This is a genomic window from Acinetobacter sp. F9, from assembly GCF_019195275.1.
GTDB classification, from domain to species: Bacteria; Pseudomonadota; Gammaproteobacteria; order Pseudomonadales; family Moraxellaceae; genus Acinetobacter; species Acinetobacter pseudolwoffii.
Genome location: NZ_CP078068.1, coordinates 2,296,031 through 2,313,066 on the forward strand (window position 1 = coordinate 2,296,031; position 17,036 = coordinate 2,313,066).

At 44.4% G+C, this 17,036-nt stretch carries 19 protein-coding genes and 1 pseudogene; 10 read left to right on the forward strand and 10 right to left on the reverse strand.

Annotated features, from left to right (window positions below; genetic code table 11):
- A pseudogene (locus tag KT990_RS13685) lies at positions 1-84 on the reverse strand (electron transfer flavoprotein-ubiquinone oxidoreductase); the annotation flags it as partial.
- Positions 85-270: 186 nt separating this feature from the next.
- On the opposite strand from KT990_RS13685, the gene KT990_RS10955 reads away from it, so the two are divergent.
- The 5 genes from KT990_RS10955 to KT990_RS10975 all read left to right on the forward strand — a co-directional run bounded on the left by KT990_RS10955 (position 271) and on the right by KT990_RS10975 (position 4,696).
- The gene (locus KT990_RS10955; RefSeq protein WP_005095365.1) at positions 271-882 is read left to right on the forward strand and encodes a DUF1285 domain-containing protein; all 612 of its coding nucleotides are present in this window, start codon (positions 271-273) and stop codon (positions 880-882) included.
- Between the two features lie 48 nt (positions 883-930).
- A complete protein-coding gene (murI, locus tag KT990_RS10960; RefSeq protein WP_034608802.1) occupies positions 931-1,803 on the forward strand; it encodes a glutamate racemase in 873 nt (290 codons plus the stop codon).
- A gap of 118 nt (positions 1,804-1,921) precedes the next feature.
- The gene (locus KT990_RS10965) at positions 1,922-2,950 is read left to right on the forward strand and encodes a DUF4062 domain-containing protein (protein WP_005095369.1); all 1,029 of its coding nucleotides are present in this window, start codon (positions 1,922-1,924) and stop codon (positions 2,948-2,950) included.
- A 65-nt stretch (positions 2,951-3,015) separates the two neighbouring features.
- A complete protein-coding gene (gene hemH / locus KT990_RS10970) occupies positions 3,016-4,029 on the forward strand; it encodes a ferrochelatase (protein ID WP_100534672.1) in 1,014 nt (337 codons plus the stop codon).
- 22 nt (positions 4,030-4,051) lie between these two features.
- Positions 4,052-4,696 (forward strand): MBL fold metallo-hydrolase, encoded by a 645-nt coding sequence (locus KT990_RS10975; RefSeq protein ID WP_100534671.1) that lies wholly within the window; start codon positions 4,052-4,054, stop codon positions 4,694-4,696.
- A 38-nt stretch (positions 4,697-4,734) separates the two neighbouring features.
- On the opposite strand, the gene KT990_RS10980 is transcribed toward KT990_RS10975, so the two are convergent.
- Positions 4,735-4,917, reverse strand: coding sequence for a hypothetical protein (locus KT990_RS10980; RefSeq protein ID WP_005095373.1), 183 nt, complete (start codon positions 4,915-4,917; stop codon positions 4,735-4,737).
- A 174-nt stretch (positions 4,918-5,091) separates the two neighbouring features.
- Positions 5,092-5,265, reverse strand: a complete 174-nt coding sequence (locus tag KT990_RS10985) for a DNA gyrase inhibitor YacG (protein ID WP_005095374.1) — start codon at positions 5,263-5,265, stop codon at positions 5,092-5,094.
- Between the two features lie 85 nt (positions 5,266-5,350).
- On the opposite strand from KT990_RS10985, the gene KT990_RS10990 reads away from it, so the two are divergent.
- Positions 5,351-5,995, forward strand: a complete 645-nt coding sequence (locus tag KT990_RS10990) for an SAM-dependent methyltransferase (RefSeq protein ID WP_171255765.1) — start codon at positions 5,351-5,353, stop codon at positions 5,993-5,995.
- Between the two features lie 4 nt (positions 5,996-5,999).
- Positions 6,000-7,199 carry a TIGR03862 family flavoprotein gene (locus tag KT990_RS10995; RefSeq protein WP_218208780.1) on the forward strand — a complete coding sequence of 400 codons (1,200 nt, stop codon included), beginning with the start codon at positions 6,000-6,002 and terminating at the stop codon, positions 7,197-7,199.
- A 157-nt stretch (positions 7,200-7,356) separates the two neighbouring features.
- On the opposite strand, the gene KT990_RS11000 is transcribed toward KT990_RS10995, so the two are convergent.
- The gene (locus KT990_RS11000; RefSeq protein ID WP_005095379.1) at positions 7,357-7,938 is read right to left on the reverse strand and encodes a hypothetical protein; all 582 of its coding nucleotides are present in this window, start codon (positions 7,936-7,938) and stop codon (positions 7,357-7,359) included.
- Positions 7,939-7,953: 15 nt separating this feature from the next.
- Complete coding sequence (locus KT990_RS11005) at positions 7,954-8,730, reverse strand: class I SAM-dependent methyltransferase (RefSeq protein ID WP_100355485.1); 777 nt, start codon at positions 8,728-8,730, stop codon at positions 7,954-7,956.
- Between the two features lie 113 nt (positions 8,731-8,843).
- Here KT990_RS11005 and KT990_RS11010 point away from each other — a divergent pair, with 113 nt between their 5' ends.
- The 3 genes from KT990_RS11010 to KT990_RS11020 all read left to right on the forward strand — a co-directional run bounded on the left by KT990_RS11010 (position 8,844) and on the right by KT990_RS11020 (position 11,482).
- Positions 8,844-10,115, forward strand: coding sequence for a hypothetical protein (locus KT990_RS11010; protein WP_159516193.1), 1,272 nt, complete (start codon positions 8,844-8,846; stop codon positions 10,113-10,115).
- A 126-nt stretch (positions 10,116-10,241) separates the two neighbouring features.
- Complete coding sequence (locus KT990_RS11015) at positions 10,242-10,439, forward strand: hypothetical protein (protein ID WP_005172920.1); 198 nt, start codon at positions 10,242-10,244, stop codon at positions 10,437-10,439.
- 89 nt (positions 10,440-10,528) lie between these two features.
- Positions 10,529-11,482 carry a 2-hydroxyacid dehydrogenase gene (locus tag KT990_RS11020; RefSeq protein WP_180049808.1) on the forward strand — a complete coding sequence of 318 codons (954 nt, stop codon included), beginning with the start codon at positions 10,529-10,531 and terminating at the stop codon, positions 11,480-11,482.
- A gap of 70 nt (positions 11,483-11,552) precedes the next feature.
- On the opposite strand, the gene KT990_RS11025 is transcribed toward KT990_RS11020, so the two are convergent.
- The 5 genes from KT990_RS11025 to glyQ form a co-directional block, all read right to left on the reverse strand.
- Entirely contained in the window at positions 11,553-12,047 is a 495-nt protein-coding gene (locus tag KT990_RS11025) for a hypothetical protein (RefSeq protein WP_218208781.1), read from the reverse strand.
- Positions 12,048-12,273: 226 nt separating this feature from the next.
- Positions 12,274-12,663 (reverse strand): hypothetical protein, encoded by a 390-nt coding sequence (locus KT990_RS11030; RefSeq protein ID WP_100329299.1) that lies wholly within the window; start codon positions 12,661-12,663, stop codon positions 12,274-12,276.
- Between the two features lie 89 nt (positions 12,664-12,752).
- Positions 12,753-13,838: a YaaC family protein gene (locus KT990_RS11035; RefSeq protein ID WP_180075943.1), complete on the reverse strand. Its 1,086-nt coding sequence runs from the start codon at positions 13,836-13,838 to the stop codon at positions 12,753-12,755.
- Between the two features lie 67 nt (positions 13,839-13,905).
- Positions 13,906-15,975, reverse strand: a complete 2,070-nt coding sequence (gene glyS / locus KT990_RS11040; protein WP_218208782.1) for a glycine--tRNA ligase subunit beta — start codon at positions 15,973-15,975, stop codon at positions 13,906-13,908.
- Entirely contained in the window at positions 15,975-16,958 is a 984-nt protein-coding gene (gene glyQ, locus KT990_RS11045) for a glycine--tRNA ligase subunit alpha (protein WP_005095400.1), read from the reverse strand. The genes glyS and glyQ overlap by 1 nt, the downstream gene beginning before the upstream one ends.
- Between the last annotated feature and the right edge of the window lie 78 nt (positions 16,959-17,036).

A 17,036-nucleotide genomic window follows, 5' to 3' on the forward strand; every position in this document is an offset into this window, starting at 1 on the left:
TTTGATCGCAGCAGATAGACCCGCAGGGCCTGCGCCGACGATGACGACGTCAAACTCCATCGATTCACGTTCGATGTGTTCCATGTAGGACTCCTCATATTACTATTCGGTGGCAACCATAATCGGATGATTGGGTGCTGCCATAAGTGTTCTTGGTTCCTAGACACAAAAATACTGGTGTCTTTGATAATCTGGGCTAGTATAGTTTTAAACCGAGTTTTAGCCAATTGGCTGAAACATATTATTTTTCCGTCATTAAGGTCTTCTTTTATGGATAAGCCAGTACCCAGCAAACATCTGACGAAAAAAGTAACTTCTCCTGATGATAAAAATTTAATGGATATCGCGCAATACTTAAAAGATGCACAGGGCGGTCACAAAAGGTCAATTCCCCCTTTGGAGCAATGGCAGCCAAAGCATTGTGGCACAATGGATCTGAAGGTTTTGGCCAATGGAGAATGGTGGCACGAAGGTCAATTGATCAAACGCCAAGCCATGATTGACCTGTTTGCAACCGTCCTTTGGAAAGAGCAGGGAAAATTCTACCTAAAAACACCGGTAGAAATGATTGAAATTGAAGTGGAAGATGAACCTTTATTGGTCAATCAGGTCGATCAGGTCGAGATTAATGGACTGAGCTATTTGCAACTGGGCACCACAACCCAAGACCTGATTATTGTGGATGCCGAACATCCGATCTTTATGCGTGAATATAAAGATGAGTTGCGACCTTATGTGCATGTACGTTTTGGAATCAATGCCCTGATCCAGCGTGCCGCATTTTTGCATCTGGTCGAGATGGGAGAGCTTGATGAAAATCCGGCAGGTGAAGCTGTTTTAAGTTTGAAAAGTGGCGATTTAGACTTGCATTTGAGCACCTGAGGTTTAAGCTTGGTCGCTAGAGTTTTTGACACCGCAATTCAGACCGTTATGAGCGCCATTCAACCCATTTCCCCGCTATTAGACCCGATGCCCAACGCAACAGCAGATGCGCCGATTGGTATTTTTGACTCGGGCGTAGGCGGCTTGTCGGTGGCTCTGGAAATTGCCCGCCATCTGCCGAATGAACGCTTTGTCTATTATGCCGATACTGCACATGTGCCTTATGGCCCGAGAGATGATCAGGAAATCCGTAGCCTGACTGCTCAGGCGATTGAATGGCTGTATCGTCAGGGCTGTAAAGTGGCAGTCGTGGCTTGTAATACGGCTTCTGCCTTTAGTCTGGATTATTTGCGTGACTATTATGGCGAGAACTTTCCAATTATCGGTTTGGTGCCAGCACTTAAACCTGCAGTCTTGAATACCCGGTCGAAAACAGTTGCGGTCTTGGCAACACCGGCCACTTTTCGCGGGCAGCTGATTAAAGATGTGATCTCCCGTTTTGCCGAACCGGCTCAGGTTAAAGTCCTGCCTGTGACCAGTCTGGAACTGGTACCTTTTGTTGAGGCTGGAGAGCAGATGAGTGAAGCCTGTTTACAGACATTAATAGAGATTTTACAACCGGTTGTGGATCAAGGCGCTGATTATTTAGTGCTGGGATGTACGCATTACCCCTTCCTAAAAGCGTCAATTCAGTATATTTTTGGTCAAAAGCTGACATTAATTGACTCAGGATTCGCAGTTGCGAGACAAACGGCCCGAATTTTAATTAAAAATGAGTTATTATTTGAGCATGAGTGTAAAGAAAGCATGAAAATTGAATTGGTGGTGAGTGGGCAGAATGCTGAACAGCTCCGGCCGGTTTTGCAGCACCTGATTCCTGCCGGTTTAAAATGGCAGATCAGTAATATGAGTGCAGTTTAAAACTCATTTTTATAATTTTAAAAGAACGATATTTTTTCATTTTGGGGTGGTCATATTGTGTCAAAATGCATGAATTCATGCATTTTTTATGCAAATGTACAGGAGAAGAGGATAGCCCATGCTGGATAAACGATACCAAGTGTTCATCTCAACCTCTGGGGCAGAAATGCAGCCGGAACGTATCATTTTGTCTCAAACATTAGTGGGTATGGGGTTCTTCTCTTGGGGACTGGAACAGCGTACGCCGCTGAATACTGCTTTTTCACGCCGCCAGATTGATGATTGTGACTATGTAGTGATTTTGCTAGGCAGTCAGTATGGGGAACAGTCTGTCTCGGGTGTCGGTTATATGCACCTCGAATACATCTATGCAGTGACCAAGCAAAAACCGATTATTGTGTTTATGCATGACGATCCGGCATCACGTGAAAGCTCATTACATGATACCAAGCCGGAATTACGGGAAAAGTTTAAGGAATTTCGTCAATTACTGCAGCAGGAAGTAGACCAGGTCTTTACTTATCGCAGCTTGCGCGATCTGGAAATGGCAGTACGTTTTAATATGCCGCAAATGCTGGAGCGTTATCCGGTGACCGGATGGGTGCGTCCGCAAAATACCCAGGCGCTGCATGACGAGATTGATCAGCTTAAGGCTAAAGTGAGCCAACTGGAGCGTGATGGTGGAACGGCGGAAATAGATCCGTTCCTGAGCCTGCCTAAAGTATCCATGCATGAAGTTTTTTCTTTTGAATACCGGATGCAGGCTTATCAGGATGGAAACTTTAAGGAAATTAAAGTTCAGAAGAAGCTGACTTGGGCGCAATTATTGGCCCTGCTGGGCTCTACCTTTGTCAATCCGACACCGGAAGAGTTTTTCTCCAAGCGGATGAATGAATATTTAAATGAAAACGGTCTGGAAGATGCACGGGCAGAAATGCCACGTGCACATGCCGTGGCTCGTGCCCAGATGAATATTCGTGCCTTGCATAGCTTGAAAATTCAGATGCGCCAGAATGACTGGATTGTGCCATCAGGTCGGGATGACCGCCAGCGCATGCTCTGGCAGATTACGCCGAAAGCTCAAAAATTACTGGACAGCAGTTTGCTGGATTTAGATCGTACTTTTCAATCTAAGTCAGTGTATTAATCCATATAGAGAATCAATCAAAAACTGTTAAAGTACAGGGGTTGATACCATGACGGATAAACTGAATGTCTTCTCCTGCTAAAGCTAAAGTGACGATTATATTGGCCAACTTGGGTACGCCAGATGCGCCCACGATTCCAGCAGTACGCCGTTTCCTGAAGCAGTTTTTGTCTGATCAGCGGGTGATTGAAATTCCGAAACCCATTTGGCAAATAATCCTGCGTTTATTCATTTTGCCATTTCGGCCTAAGCGGGTTTCACAGGCCTATGCACAGGTCTGGGGAGAGGATTCACCGATGCGTGAAATCCTGTTGCAGCAGGTCAATACAGTCAAAACCCATTTGACCCAGCTCTATCCGCAGTTTGAGTTGAATGTGGTGCCAGCAATGACTTATGGCAATCCGAATATTCAGCAGGTTTTGGCCAGAGTGTCTGAACAGCCGCAGGACCATGTGATCTTATTTCCACTATTTCCCCAATATTCTGCTACTTCGACTGCACCTCTCTATGATGCCCTGGCAAAATGGGTGGTGAAGCAACGCAATTTGCCTGGTTTGAGCATCATTCGGGATTATTATCAACATCCTTTATTTATTCAGGCTCTGGCGCAAAGCGTGCGTGACTATCAGGCAGTACATGGTCAGCCGGAAAAACTGTTAATGTCTTTTCATGGTATTCCGCAGCCTTATGCCGACAAAGGCGATCCTTATGCCGATCGTTGTCGTATTACCGGACAACTGGTTGCACAGGCGTTAGGGCTGAGTGCAGAGCAATATGCGATTAGCTTTCAGTCACGTTTTGGCAAACAGGAATGGATTAAGCCCTATACCGATGTTGTGCTGGAAGACTGGGCCAAACAGGGGGTGAAATCCGTGCAGGTGATGAGCCCGGCATTCTCGGCTGACTGTCTGGAAACGCTTGAAGAGCTGGCCATAGAAAATGCCGAAACTTTTAAATCTCTGGGGGGAGGCAGTTATCGTTATATTCCTGCTTTAAATAGCCGTGAAGATCATTTGCGATTGCTGAACAGTTTGCTACAGGCTAATCTGGATGCATTGACACAAACGCTTGCTCATTAATTTTTCCGAGGTTTTTTGCCCTATGTTACAAGTCAAAATTGTTCCGGTTACTGCCTTTCAGCAAAACTGTTCGATCATTTGGGATACGGACACGAAAGAAGCCATTTTGATTGATGCAGGGGGCGAAGCTGAAAAACTCAAAACTGAGGTCGAAGCTCTGGGCTTAACCGTAAAAGCTTTGTGGCTGACCCATGGACATCTGGATCATGCAGGTGCAGTAGGCGCCTTGAAAAAAGCCTGGAATGTACCAGTAATTGGGCCACATAAGGAAGATGCTTTCTGGCTGGACATGATTCAGGAGGTTTCAGCACGTTATGGTTTTCCGATTCCAGAAAAAGTTGAAGTGACACAATGGCTGGAAGGGGGGGAAATACTGAAGCTCGGTGATGAAGAATTTGAAGTGCGTTTCGCGCCAGGGCATACCCCGGGCCATGTGATGTTTTATAATAGCAATCATGCCCTGTTATGGACGGGCGATGTGCTGTTTAAAGGCTCGATTGGCCGTACGGATTTCCCGCGTGGCGATCATCAGCAGCTCTTGGATTCAATTCAGCGTGAATGTTTTAGCCTGCCGGATGAAACCCAGTTTATTTCAGGACATGGACCGATCAGCACCATTGGTTTTGAAAAGCAGCATAATCCCTTTGTTGCAGGCAAAGCGGGTTAAATATCGACGTGAATCAAAGACCAAGTATCCTTGGTCTTTTATTTTGAAAATGGATCACTGCTAAATTGACGGGTTTGCATGTGAATTAGCCAAGCCATAAAAGCAAAAAGCACACCCAGTACAATAAACAAGCTATCTTGTTGGAAAATACCGACTCCCAGAGAGAGAAGTGCCAGTAGACCCACCCCAACTAATATGACTTTTAAAATAATATAGCTCATATTATTGCTCTAAAAATAATGTGAAGATTTAAAGTAGAACAATAATGCTAAGGCACGATGAATGGTGTTAATTCGTGTTGGCTTTTCAGGGTGATTTTATAAACTTTATGTGATTTTTGGCTAATTTTCTACATAGTCTTCAGTTCAGAAATATTTTTTTACTGCACAGAACTTCTAATCCTCAGAAGTGTCCGCCTGCGGTGCATCTTGAGTGGGCAAGCTATATTCTTCATTGGCCCATGCGCCCAGGTCAATCATCTTGCAGCGTTCTGAACAGAAAGGACGGAAATCATTCTCTTCCCAGGTCGTCAGTTTGCCACAGCGCGGACAGTTTAAAGTAGTGGGCATGAGATCAACTCCAAAGAAAAATAAAGCTTCGATTAGGCAAATATAGCCGCACTTGGTAGACTTATGCGGTTTTTATTAGTTTGATCTGATTATGCCGATTCGTCAATTTCAAGCACAGCGTATGCATGCACCCCGTGATTTTCAAAGCATCAGTCCTGAAGCGGTCTGCATCGAAGTCGGGGCGGGTAAAGGCAAACATGCTTTGTTATTTACCAAGACCCACCCCGATACTCAACTGATTGCGATTGAACGTACCCGCGAAAAATTCCTGGCCATGCAAAAACAGCACGGGATTGAAGGTCAGGCCAATTTACAGACCGTTCATGCCGATGCTTTGCCGTGGATCGTGCATGCATTGTATCCAGAGCAGGTAGAACAATTCTTTATTTTGTATCCAAATCCGGAACCGCATAATCCGGCGCAGCGCTGGGTCAATATGCCATTTTTTGAGTTTTTACTTTCCCGTTTAAAGACGGGTGGAACCATTACACTGGCCAGTAATATTCCTGCCTATATCGAAGAAGCGGAACAGCAGGCAGAACAACTGTGGAAATTACCTTTTATTAAAGAAGTCATTGCCCAGGATTCAGCACGCACCCATTTTGAAATTAAATATCTGGAACGTGGGGAATTGTGTCAGCAACTTATTATTACTAAACCTGAAGCTTATGTGACACGGTTTGATGATTTCCAGCCTTTGCAAGGGCAGAATGCTAGCGTCGCGGAATAATCAGATGAGCAAACGTATTGCCATTGTTGGCGCTGGCCCTGCCGGGTTAATGGCCGCAGAAGTCCTTAGTCAGTTTGATTATGAGCTGCACGTCTATGAGCAAAAACCGTCTGCTGCACGTAAATTTTTGATGGCAGGCAAAACCGGCCTGAATATCTCTCATGCAGAACCGGTTGAGCAATTTGTGCAGCGTTATGATCAGGTGGACTGGTTGTCGCCATGGGTCAAACAGTGGGATGCTGTCTGGATTCAAAACTGGATGCAGGAACTAGGCATTGAGCCTTATATTGGTTCATCCGGCCGGGTATTTCCCACAGAGATGAAAGCTGCTCCCTTGCTGCGTGCTTGGCTCAAGCGCTTGGCCAGTCATGGCATCCAGTTTCATTACCGGCATAAAGTCAGCCGACTGCATCAGCAACAGCTTGAGCTGCACGATCTAAAAAATAATGAACTTCGCACTGAAAAATTTGATGCAATTATTTTGGCCTGTGGCGCAATATCCTGGTCAGAACTGGGCAGTGACGGCGCATGGCAAGCCTGGTTAAAACCCGATGAGATTGAGGCTTTTCAGGCCAGTAATGCCGGGGTGGAATATCCATGGTCCAAGTTCATGCAGCCAGTCTTTGGTCAGCCTTTAAAACGTGTAGAAGCCTGGGTCGGGCAAGGTGAAAAAACCACGGGTGACATTGTGATCAGTCATTATGGGCTTGAAAGTGGTTTGATTTATAAGCAGGGAAGAGGTTTACGCGAACAGCTAAAACAAGGTCAGCAAGTGCAACTGAGTCTGGATTTATTTCCTGACCAAAGTGTGGGGCAATTGGCGAAAAAATTACAGCCGACTAAGAAGCAGTCTTTAAGCAATGTTTGGCGTAAAGCCGGATTGGATGGTGCCAAAGCGGCTTTGGTGCGTGAACTGGTGGCCAAGACTTGGTGGCAAGATGCTGCTGAATTAGCCAAGCAGATAAAACATTTGACCATTCCACTTACAGGCTTTCGTCCGATTGAAGAAGCGATTAGCTGTGCAGGTGGCGTCAAGCGTGAAGTGCTGTCGGAACAGCTGCAACTTAAATCCAATCCGTATGTATTTCTTTGTGGGGAAATGCTGGACTGGGATGCACCGACTGGAGGTTATCTGCTGACAGCCTGTTTTGCTACAGGCCGGGCGGCAGGTCAAGGGGTGCATCAGTTCCTAAAGGCCAGCTAAGTCATTTTATGCTGAGGGAGAAAAAGCCCTTATTCTGAAATGCAGACCAAGCCTGGACAGTATCATGCTTATTCAAGGTGCCTGTATGCACCCATTGAGCTTAGATATTCGCTGTGTATTTTAGTCAAGCTGGGTGCAAGCAATGAGCTCCATGGAATTAACTGGCTGGGCGGGCAGGTGCTGTGTTGGCATTCAGATCCGGATATTGCGAACGCCAGCGTTCTAGTTGCTCTTGCGCATGCAGATATTTCCCTAAACCTTTGACACTTTCACTGGCCTCATTCACTGTTTTGGTTTGAGTCTCAGGACTATTTACCAATTTGTCCTGATGTTGCCAATATTGATACATCATGCCCTGAATATAACGGCCCTGTTCGGTTTTCAGTTCTAAATCCTTCAGCATATTCAGGGCTGACTGTACATGATCGCGCTGGCGTTGCTGAATAAACTCCGGACTCAAGCTATCTTCATCACGCATGCTGTTTAATTCTTTTTCCAGCTCTGCACTCATTTCCTGAAAACGTTGCTCATAATCGGTCAGTACTGCAATATCATGTGGATCCTCAGTGGTTTTGGGAAAGTCTTTCAGCGGCTCGGTTTTCAATTCCTGCATCACCTGATCTGAAGCCGTGCTGTCTGCAGCCGGTTCGGTACTTTCCGATGTTTTCTGGTCACATGCCATGAGCAGCATGACTGCTGCAAACAGGGCAGTGCGTGTCATTCCTGATATTTTATGCATGATTGACTCCTGTTTTTAATTAGTTTTTTTAAATACGTATATATGGGTAATATAAGGAAAATCAATCATTTCCTCTATACCTTTGGCTGTATAGTCCCAGATAATCTGTTCAAACTGTTGTTTGAGCTGTGCTTGCCGGGATGCCGGCATGGCTGCAATAAAGCTGGTCGAGAGTAGCCGTTTTGATACTACCTGCTCCACACTGCCATGGTGTTGCCGGGTCATGCTGGTTTCTGCATACGGCTGAAACAGGGTTTGTTGTTCAAACACCTTGCGCCACGCTCCGCTATGATAACGCGGGGTATCACCTTCTAAGGGGGCGATACAATCTGCCAGTGCCTGAACCCAGTCTACCCGGGTATCCCGCTGATTCCAGACCAGAACCAGATAAGCATCGGGTTTTAGGACTCGATTGAGTTCCTGTAAGGTCTCTGCATTCGCAAACCAGTGAAATGACTGTGCACAAAATACCGCATTCAGGCTATGATCAGGCAAGGGGAGTTGATGGCTCAGGCCTTCAACAGCCTCAATGTCCGGATGGGCCAGTTTTAATTGTGCCAGCATTTCCGCAACCGGATCGACAGCGATGATGTTTTTACTGAGCGGGCGTAAATAAGGAATAAACTTGCCGGTCCCACTGCCCAAATCCAAAAGACGCGCATCGACAGGCAAAGTCAAAGTATCGGCCAGCCACTGACTGATCTCTGCCGGATAATCGGGACGCACTTGCTGATACAGCTCGGCAGATGCACTAAAACCCCGTTTTGCTGCCGGATGTAATGATTGTGTCATATTTTGCGCTTTTTAATCTTTTTGATCGATATAAAATAGCATATTCACTTTTTTGACAGCATTCATTGATTGAATTGTTGTGGAAGGGTTCGATTTACCAGCACGGGAAAGTTATGGACAAGCAGATTGTTTTTGAAGATGAGCATATACGCGCGATTTTTATGCCGGGGTCATCTTCAGAATTGATTTTTTCATTTGGCGATTTGATTACCCGTGCCAAGGGCCTCAACATCAATGCAGAAAAGTCGCTACAGAAATTTGAATTCAATGTTCTGGGTATTATGCCCAAGCACAAATCCTGGTTCCCGCAAGGTTCCATGTGGAACATGTTAAAGGCAGTGGCTGAACTGATTGCGCCGTTTCAGCAGCGGGTTGCCTATGGTGGCTCGATGGGTGGCTATGCCGCGATCAAGTATTCCCGCGCCTTAGGCGTGCAGCGCGTGGTGGCGATGGTGCCGCAATATTCGATCAATCCGGATGATGTACACGATGCCCGCTACAATATGTTCTATCAACCAGAGCTGAATGCAGGAATGCGGGTTGAAGCCGAAGATATCGATAGCACGTGCGAATATATTATTGTTTATGATCCGTATTGTGCCGAAGACCGTGCGCATTATCTGAAATTACAGGCCCTGATTCCGCAGCATCATGTGCTGCATTTGCCATTTACCGGACATGATGCCATTGCCGTTCTGGCCAGTTCCGAATTGCTGTATGACTTTTTGGTACATGATTACGAACCGAGTTATTTTTACCAGAAAATGCGTCGGGTCAAGAAAAACAGCAAGTTCTATTATCGCAAAGTCATTGAAAATGTTTTGCCACGCCATCGTATGGCCTTGGGGCGTATCCTGAAAAATAATGATCTGCAACTGGATAATCAGTTTTTTGATGCCAGCCAGAAACAGGTGATCTTAAGAGAATTATTGCAAAATAAACAGGTCGATCAGCATGACCTGCTCAAGCTCGGCATTCATGTCAATTTGCCGCAGGAAAATCGTCAGTTGCTTCTGGATCAATATGGACATGGTCTGGTATTTAATGTCATCAGTCATAAAATCGAAAGTTATGCAGAAGGCGCGATTGCCCTGAACCATAAATTCCTGATTCCGATTTATGCCAAAGGCAATGGCCTATTGAGCATCAGCTTGAATGATGAGCGTTATCTGGTGGTGATGAATGACCGGCATGTCATGAAACTGATCAAGGAGCAGGATGAACTCAGTCTGGGCATGCACCCGATTCTCATGAAACGTTATAGCGATTATTATATGTTCAGCTATAAGCACTTGAATTTAAGTACCAATGAGTATGGCGCTGCGGCCTTTATCGATGAAAGTGACAAAAATACGCAGTTTGTGACGCACAATGAGATAAACTAGCTTTATTTTTTAATAAAAAACAATTACTTGACATGTGATTGGCTAGGCATAATATAGAGATAGGCGGTACAAATAATATCCACCCGTACTGCTCCCGATAGTTGAAACGAACCAGGGGGTCTCTATATGATGCAATCTGCCCAGATGATACAAGTCTGTTTCATGGTCGGTTTAGCGCTGCCCAATCTGGCACATGCAGAAAGTGTACATCCAGCCGTGATTATGATGAGTGCATCGATTATTTTCATGATCATTCTGGCGGTGTATGTGATCTATAAAATCCGGCGTTCATTGCGCAATCATCTCGATAAACCGCTAGATTAAGATTGGCAGAGCGGAAACTGCTTGAAAAGCCTCAATGACTTGTTTTAAATGATAAAGATCAATGGTTCAACAGGATTGAGGGAACAGCCATGAAAGCCGTTTATTTAGACTATGCTTCTCTAGACCAACAGGATTTGGACTTTCAGGCACTGCATGCAGCCTTTGATCCGCTTGTGTTGTATCCAACGACTTCGGCTGCCGAGATTGCTTCCCGCGTGGCCGAGGTTGAGGTCATTATTAGCAATAAAGTACTGATTGATGCTGCGACCATTCAGCAATCTCCTGAACTGAAACTAATCCTGATTTCTGCGACCGGCAGCAATAATGTCGATCTGGCAGCAGCCAAAGCACACGGCATTGTGGTCTGTAACTGTCAGGCTTATGGTACTTCTGCGGTTGCACAACATACTTTAATGTTAATGCTCAATCTGGCCACTTCATTTCTGTCTTATCAACATGCGCTACAACAAGGCCAGTGGCAAAAATCTTCACAATTCTGTTTGCTGGATGCGCCAATTGTCGAGCTGGCCGGAAAAACACTGGGCATTGTCGGTTATGGTGAACTGGGCCATGCGGTGGCGAAACTGGCTGAAGCTTTTGGCATGAAAGTTCTGATTGCGGCGCTGCCAAACCGTCCAGCAGATGCATCCCGTGTAGCATTTGCCGAGTTGCTTGCTCAAGTTGATTTTCTCAGTCTGCATTGTCCACTCACTGAAGACACCCGGCATTTGATCAGTCATGCTGAACTCGAAGCCATGAAGCCAAGCGCATTTTTAATTAACTGTGCGCGTGGCGGAATTGTCGATGAAGCAGCCTTGGCGCAGGCGCTGCGTGAGGGTCAGATTGCCGGTGCAGCGACCGATGTTTTAACGGTGGAGCCACCGAAAGAAGGCAATGTCCTACTCGATGCAACAATCCCAAACCTGATTGTGACGCCGCATAATGCCTGGGGCAGTGTTGATGCACGGCAGCGCATTGTGAATCAGATGGTCGAAAATATTGAAGCTTTTAAAAATGGCCAGCCGATACGGCAGGTGAATTGATTTTTAACCCTTCTCTTGAAGTGAGTATTTTTTGCTGAAAGATAAATAAAAAGCCCATGACGGGCTTTTCTTATAAATCAGTCACTGCATAGCTGGTGGCAGTGCCGGAACCGGATTGAGGTTGCATCTGTGGTGTTGTGGTTTGCTGAGGCGCAGAGGATTCACTCAAAGGCTGTTGCACAATCGGTGCTGCTTGTTGAGGGTTGGCGCGCCACACTTCTTTGGTTTGCTGGATTTTCTGATTGGTTTGTTGGGCTGCCTGTGTGGTTACCTGATCGACTTTCTGCGCGGTTTCTGAAGCCGCTGCCTTGGTATTTCCCCAAGCACGATCTACACCTGGTTTTACTTTAGCAATGCCTTTTTCAGTTACTTCACCGACTTTTTCTGCGGTATTGATGACGCCTTCCTGAGCTTTATAGGCAAAGACATGCAAAAGATTTGGATTGGTGCCATATGGAGCAATTGGCTTACTGGTTTGTGTTTCTGATTCGGTTGCAGCTTGTGCCAGTGCTGGAATGCAGATTAAAAATGCAGTGCCGAAAATAATAGCTTTTTTCATCATCATAATGTGATCGACCTCGAAGTAGTCAAATAGCGATCTTTTGTTTGATTTTGAGTGTAGCGGATAATTTCACGAAAACAATGAAGATCTGATGGATTCGCGAGCGCTTCCAAGAAGTACAATTTAGCTTTTTTGTAATGAAAGACGGCGCGGTGAGATATGAAACCGGTTTTTATTTATTTTAGATAAAGAATTGCCCCATTTTCTGAATAAAAACAGGGCAGGATGCTTAGTCACATTGAGTTAATGCATCTTTGGCAAAGTGATGGCGAAGTGAAATAAAGTTTTTTTGTACATTTTCAGCATGTAGATCAAACTTTTGTGCAGTGCTGGTGCCGTCGCGCTGGAAAGTTGCTGAACCTGCATCCATCAGGGTAAGGCCTTTAAATGACCATTGTTCAACGACACGGTTATTGCCAAGATCGCCGGTAAATTCAATCACGCATTTGTCGAGGAACTTGGTCAGTTTTGCCTTGTTGTTGGTGGTTTCTGGAGATACTTCGAGGTTTTGTACTTCCTGTAAGACGCCAACTTCAAGCTGCGGGATTTTTGGTGCAGATGTACAAGCTGTAACTGCGATACTCGCAAGACCCGTCAAAATAAGAGCTTTAAATTTCATATGATTCTTTCTTGTTGAGTGTTGTTAGGTTGAGTATAGGGAATCTATAGAGAAAAGCATATAGTTTCCCATCATTACAACAAGGTAAGCTAAATTGTATTCATAGGTGTAATAGAAGAAAAAGGCATAACACATTCTTTTTCTAATAATATTGAGCATAGTTGATACAAAAATTGATTAGGAGAGAGATTTACAAACTCACTTACAATTGGCCTTAATGTACCCTGCAATAGTTCATTAGCTTCACTAGGTCTATATCGAGCAACAGTACCAAGATAGAACATACATAATAAAGTATAGGATAAGTGTGGTAATTCGGCCGTTTTTAAATCAACGTAATAACGATATCCAGTATTTGTAAGAATAGGTGCAATATCAAATTTACAATATTCTTTTAGGATATTCTGATAAATCGTATTCATATTTTCTCTAGTATAAGGCTTTCGAGACTTGGATCTGTATACTATTTTCCCTTCACGAGGGAGGCCTTCTTTGAAATAATTTAATCTTTCATTTTTAAGAAATCTGTTTATATCAACTTTGGTTTTTTGTTCATTATCAATAAGAATTTCGGTAAATAATTTATTATGTTCAGGGTTAGTTAAGATTTCTATCTGAATAGGTAGTAATTTTCTTTTAGGTAGAAGTCCTAAGCCATGACATAGACTATGAATTTCGGGAATATTAGTTACGGCTTGGCGAAAATTAATATTAAAAGGATGAGTGATTTTCTTACCTAGAATTTCAGAAAAAGTAGCAAATATATTTACTCCTTCGTTAGATTTTGGCTTTACCTGAATAGTACTGTCTGTGCCAAGCGGTAAATTTAAACCATGATGCTCATGTACGGTTTCTAATTCAATTTTATTATAGGACAAAAAGCATTTTACAAGGTTCAGCATCCCATAATAAAGTAATGTTGCTCGAGTTGGTAAAAGAATACTGTTAGCGGCTTTATAAAAAGATTCAGCTAAAGATGAGAAATATAAAGAACGCTCTAAGAAAATTTTATTATCACCTCTACTTCTTGAAATTTTTTGTTGAAGGTGTGAATTAATTAGAGACCAAGGATCACTTGTTAATATCTGTTGATCTCCAGCTTTTAAATTAGCGAAGGAGAATCTTAATTTATTATATTTAAATAATGCTATTTCACCCTGTTCTAATTTACTCATTTTAAACTCAATAAAAAACCCCACTAATTTATAGCGGGGTTTTGTTTAAACTTCAAGCAATTAAAGCTTAGTGCTGTAACACCGAAATATCAGCCACTTTCGTAAACAAGTCACGAAGCTGAGCAAGCATACGTAAACGGTTTGCTTTCAAGTCAGCATCATCAGCCATCACCATTACACCGTCAAAGAAAGCATCGACTGGCGCACGAAGTGCAGCAAGTGCAGATAACGCAGCAGTGTAGTCTTTGGCAGCGAATAACGGCTCAACCACAGGCGTGATTTTCGCAAGTTCAGCGAACAATGCTTTTTCAGCATCTTCAACCAGGTTTGCTTCAACCACAGCACCTTCAGGTGCAGCTTCTTTGGCAAGAATGTTGGCAACACGTTTGTTGGCAGCAGCAAGTGCAGCAGCTTCAGGAAGCGCGCGGAAGTGATTGACCGCATTTACACGCTTGTCAAAATCAAGTGGAGATTTTGGAGACAAAGCTTGAACTGCTTGAATCACATCAACAGCTACGCCTTGGTCTTCGTATTTCGCACGGTAACGGCCTTCAAGGAATGCAACTGCATCATTTAAAGTCTTGTCGTGATCTTTCAATACATCGCCATAAGCAGCTAAAGCAAGTTTGATTAGGTCTTCAATTGATACATCAAGCTCGTTTTCTGTCACAAGACGCAAAATACCAATCGCAGAACGACGAAGTGCAAACGGGTCTTTCGAACCTGTAGGCGCTTGACCAATACCGAAAATACCCGTCAAAGTATCTAAACGGTCTGCAAGGGCAATGGTTGTACCTGTCTTAGTCTTAGGTAGAACGTCACCTGCGAATTTAGGTAAATACTGCTCACCTAAAGATTCAGCAACTTCATCATTTTCGCCTTCAAGACGTGCGTAGTATGTCCCCGCGATCCCTTGAAGTTCAGGGAACTCACCCACAAGTTCAGAGGTTAAGTCACATTTTGCCAGAAGGGCCGCTTTTTCAGCGTCTTGAGCATTTGCACCTGTAATTGGCGCTAAAGCAACAGCCAATTTTGCAATACGTTCCGACTTGTTCCAAAGCGTACCCAATTCTGCTTGGAAGACCATATTCGCCAATTTCTCTTTACGCGATGCAAGCGGTTGCTTTTGATCTTGCAAGAAGAAGAATTCAGCATCCGACAAACGTGGACGAACGACTTTCTCGTTACCTTCAATAATTTGTGTCGGGTCTTTCGACTCAATGTTAGACACCGTAATGAAGTACGGTTGCAGTTTATTGTCAGCATTCACTAAACAGAAGTACTTTTGGTTGTCCTGCATGGTGGTGATCAATGCTTCTTGAGGAACAGCAAGGAAGCGTTCTTCGAAGCTTGCACGAAGCGCAACAGGCCATTCAACCAATGCTGTTACTTCGTCACGAAGGTCACTTGGTACAATTGCAATGGCATTGACTTCATCAGCCAACGCTTTCACTTGTTGGTCGATAATGGCTTGACGTTCTTCAAAAGAAGCTACAACGTGCGCTGCTTTTAATTTTGCTAAGTATTCGTCAGCATGCGTTAAAGTGATTGCTTCAGGTGCATGGAAACGATGACCGAAAGTCACGTTAGCTGCTTTGTGATCCTGAATGGTTGCATCAACAATATCGTTGTCTTTAAGCAATACCACCCATTTTACCGGACGTACAAATTCAGTACGGCTCGCCGCAGAACGCATGCGTTTTGCAATTGGCAGGTTGTCCAAGGCATTTTGTAAAATTTGCGGGAGTAAAGCGTCTAGGCTTTGACCTTTCACGTCTTTCAAGTAGCACACTTTTTCAACTTTACCGGCTTGGAAAGTCGATACTTGATCAACCGTGATGCCTTGACCACGCATAAAGCCTTCTAAAGCTTTGGTTGGGTTGCCTTCCGCATCAAAGGCTGCTTGCTTTGCAGGGCCGTCGAAACGTTTTTGCGTGTCAGCTTGCGCGCCGTCAACATTTTTAATTTTTAATGCCAAACGACGTGGTGCTGCATAGGCTTCGATAGAATCAAAAGCAAGACCAGCATCTTTTAAGCCTTTTACGGTTTCTGCTCGCAATGCATCACGTAATTTTTTTAAGCTTTTCGGTGGAAGTTCTTCACAGCCTAATTCGAACAAAACGGTATGTTTAGACATTATTTGCTCTCCTTAGATTCAACTTTTGCTTCCGCTTCAACTTGTGCTTTTAACTGCGCTAACACTTCATCACGAAGCTCAGGTTCAGCCATCGGGAAGCCCAATTTCGCACGCGCTGCCACATAGCTGTTTGCAATGGCACGTGCCAAAGTACGCACACGTAAAATATAACGTTGACGTTCAGTCACCGAAATCGCACCACGTGCATCTAATAAGTTAAAGCAGTGTGAGGCTTTAATCACTTGCTCATAAGCAGGCAATGGCAGTTCAGCTTCGATTAAACGTGTTGCTTCAGCTTCGTAGAAATCGAACAACTCAAACATTTTTTCAACGTTTGCATATTCAAAGTTATAAGTTGACTGCTCAACTTCATTTTGATGGAACACATCGCCATAAGTAACCGTACCGAACTGACCTTTGGTCCAAACTAAATCGTAAACCGAGTCTACACCTTGCAAGTACATGGCAAGACGCTCAAGACCATAGGTGATTTCACCTGTTACCGGGTAGCATTCAACACCGCCCACTTGCTGGAAATAAGTAAACTGAGTCACTTCCATACCGTTGAGCCAGACTTCCCAGCCTAGACCCCAAGCGCCGAGGGTTGGCGATTCCCAGTTGTCTTCGACAAAACGAATGTCGTGTACCAGTGGGTCGATCCCAATCGCTTTAAGCGAGTCAAGGTAGAGCTGTTGGATGTTGTCCGGGTTTGGCTTCAGTACCACCTGGAATTGGTAATAATGTTGCAGACGGTTGGGGTTTTCGCCATAACGGCCATCTTTCGGACGACGTGACGGCTGAACGTAGGCTGCGTTCCAGGTTTCAGGCCCTAAAGCACGAAGGAAAGTCGCTGTATGGAATGTTCCTGCGCCCATTTCCATGTCGTAAGGCTGCAAAATTACACAGCCTTGCTCCGCCCAGTAAGTTTGTAAGGCAAGAATTAAGCCTTGGAAGGTATCAATATGCGATATGGCGCGACTCATGGTCATCCACTTAAAATTAGAGAAAAATTGTGCTCAATTATAAGGACTTTGCAGGGGAGTGGCAAAGGGTTAATGTGT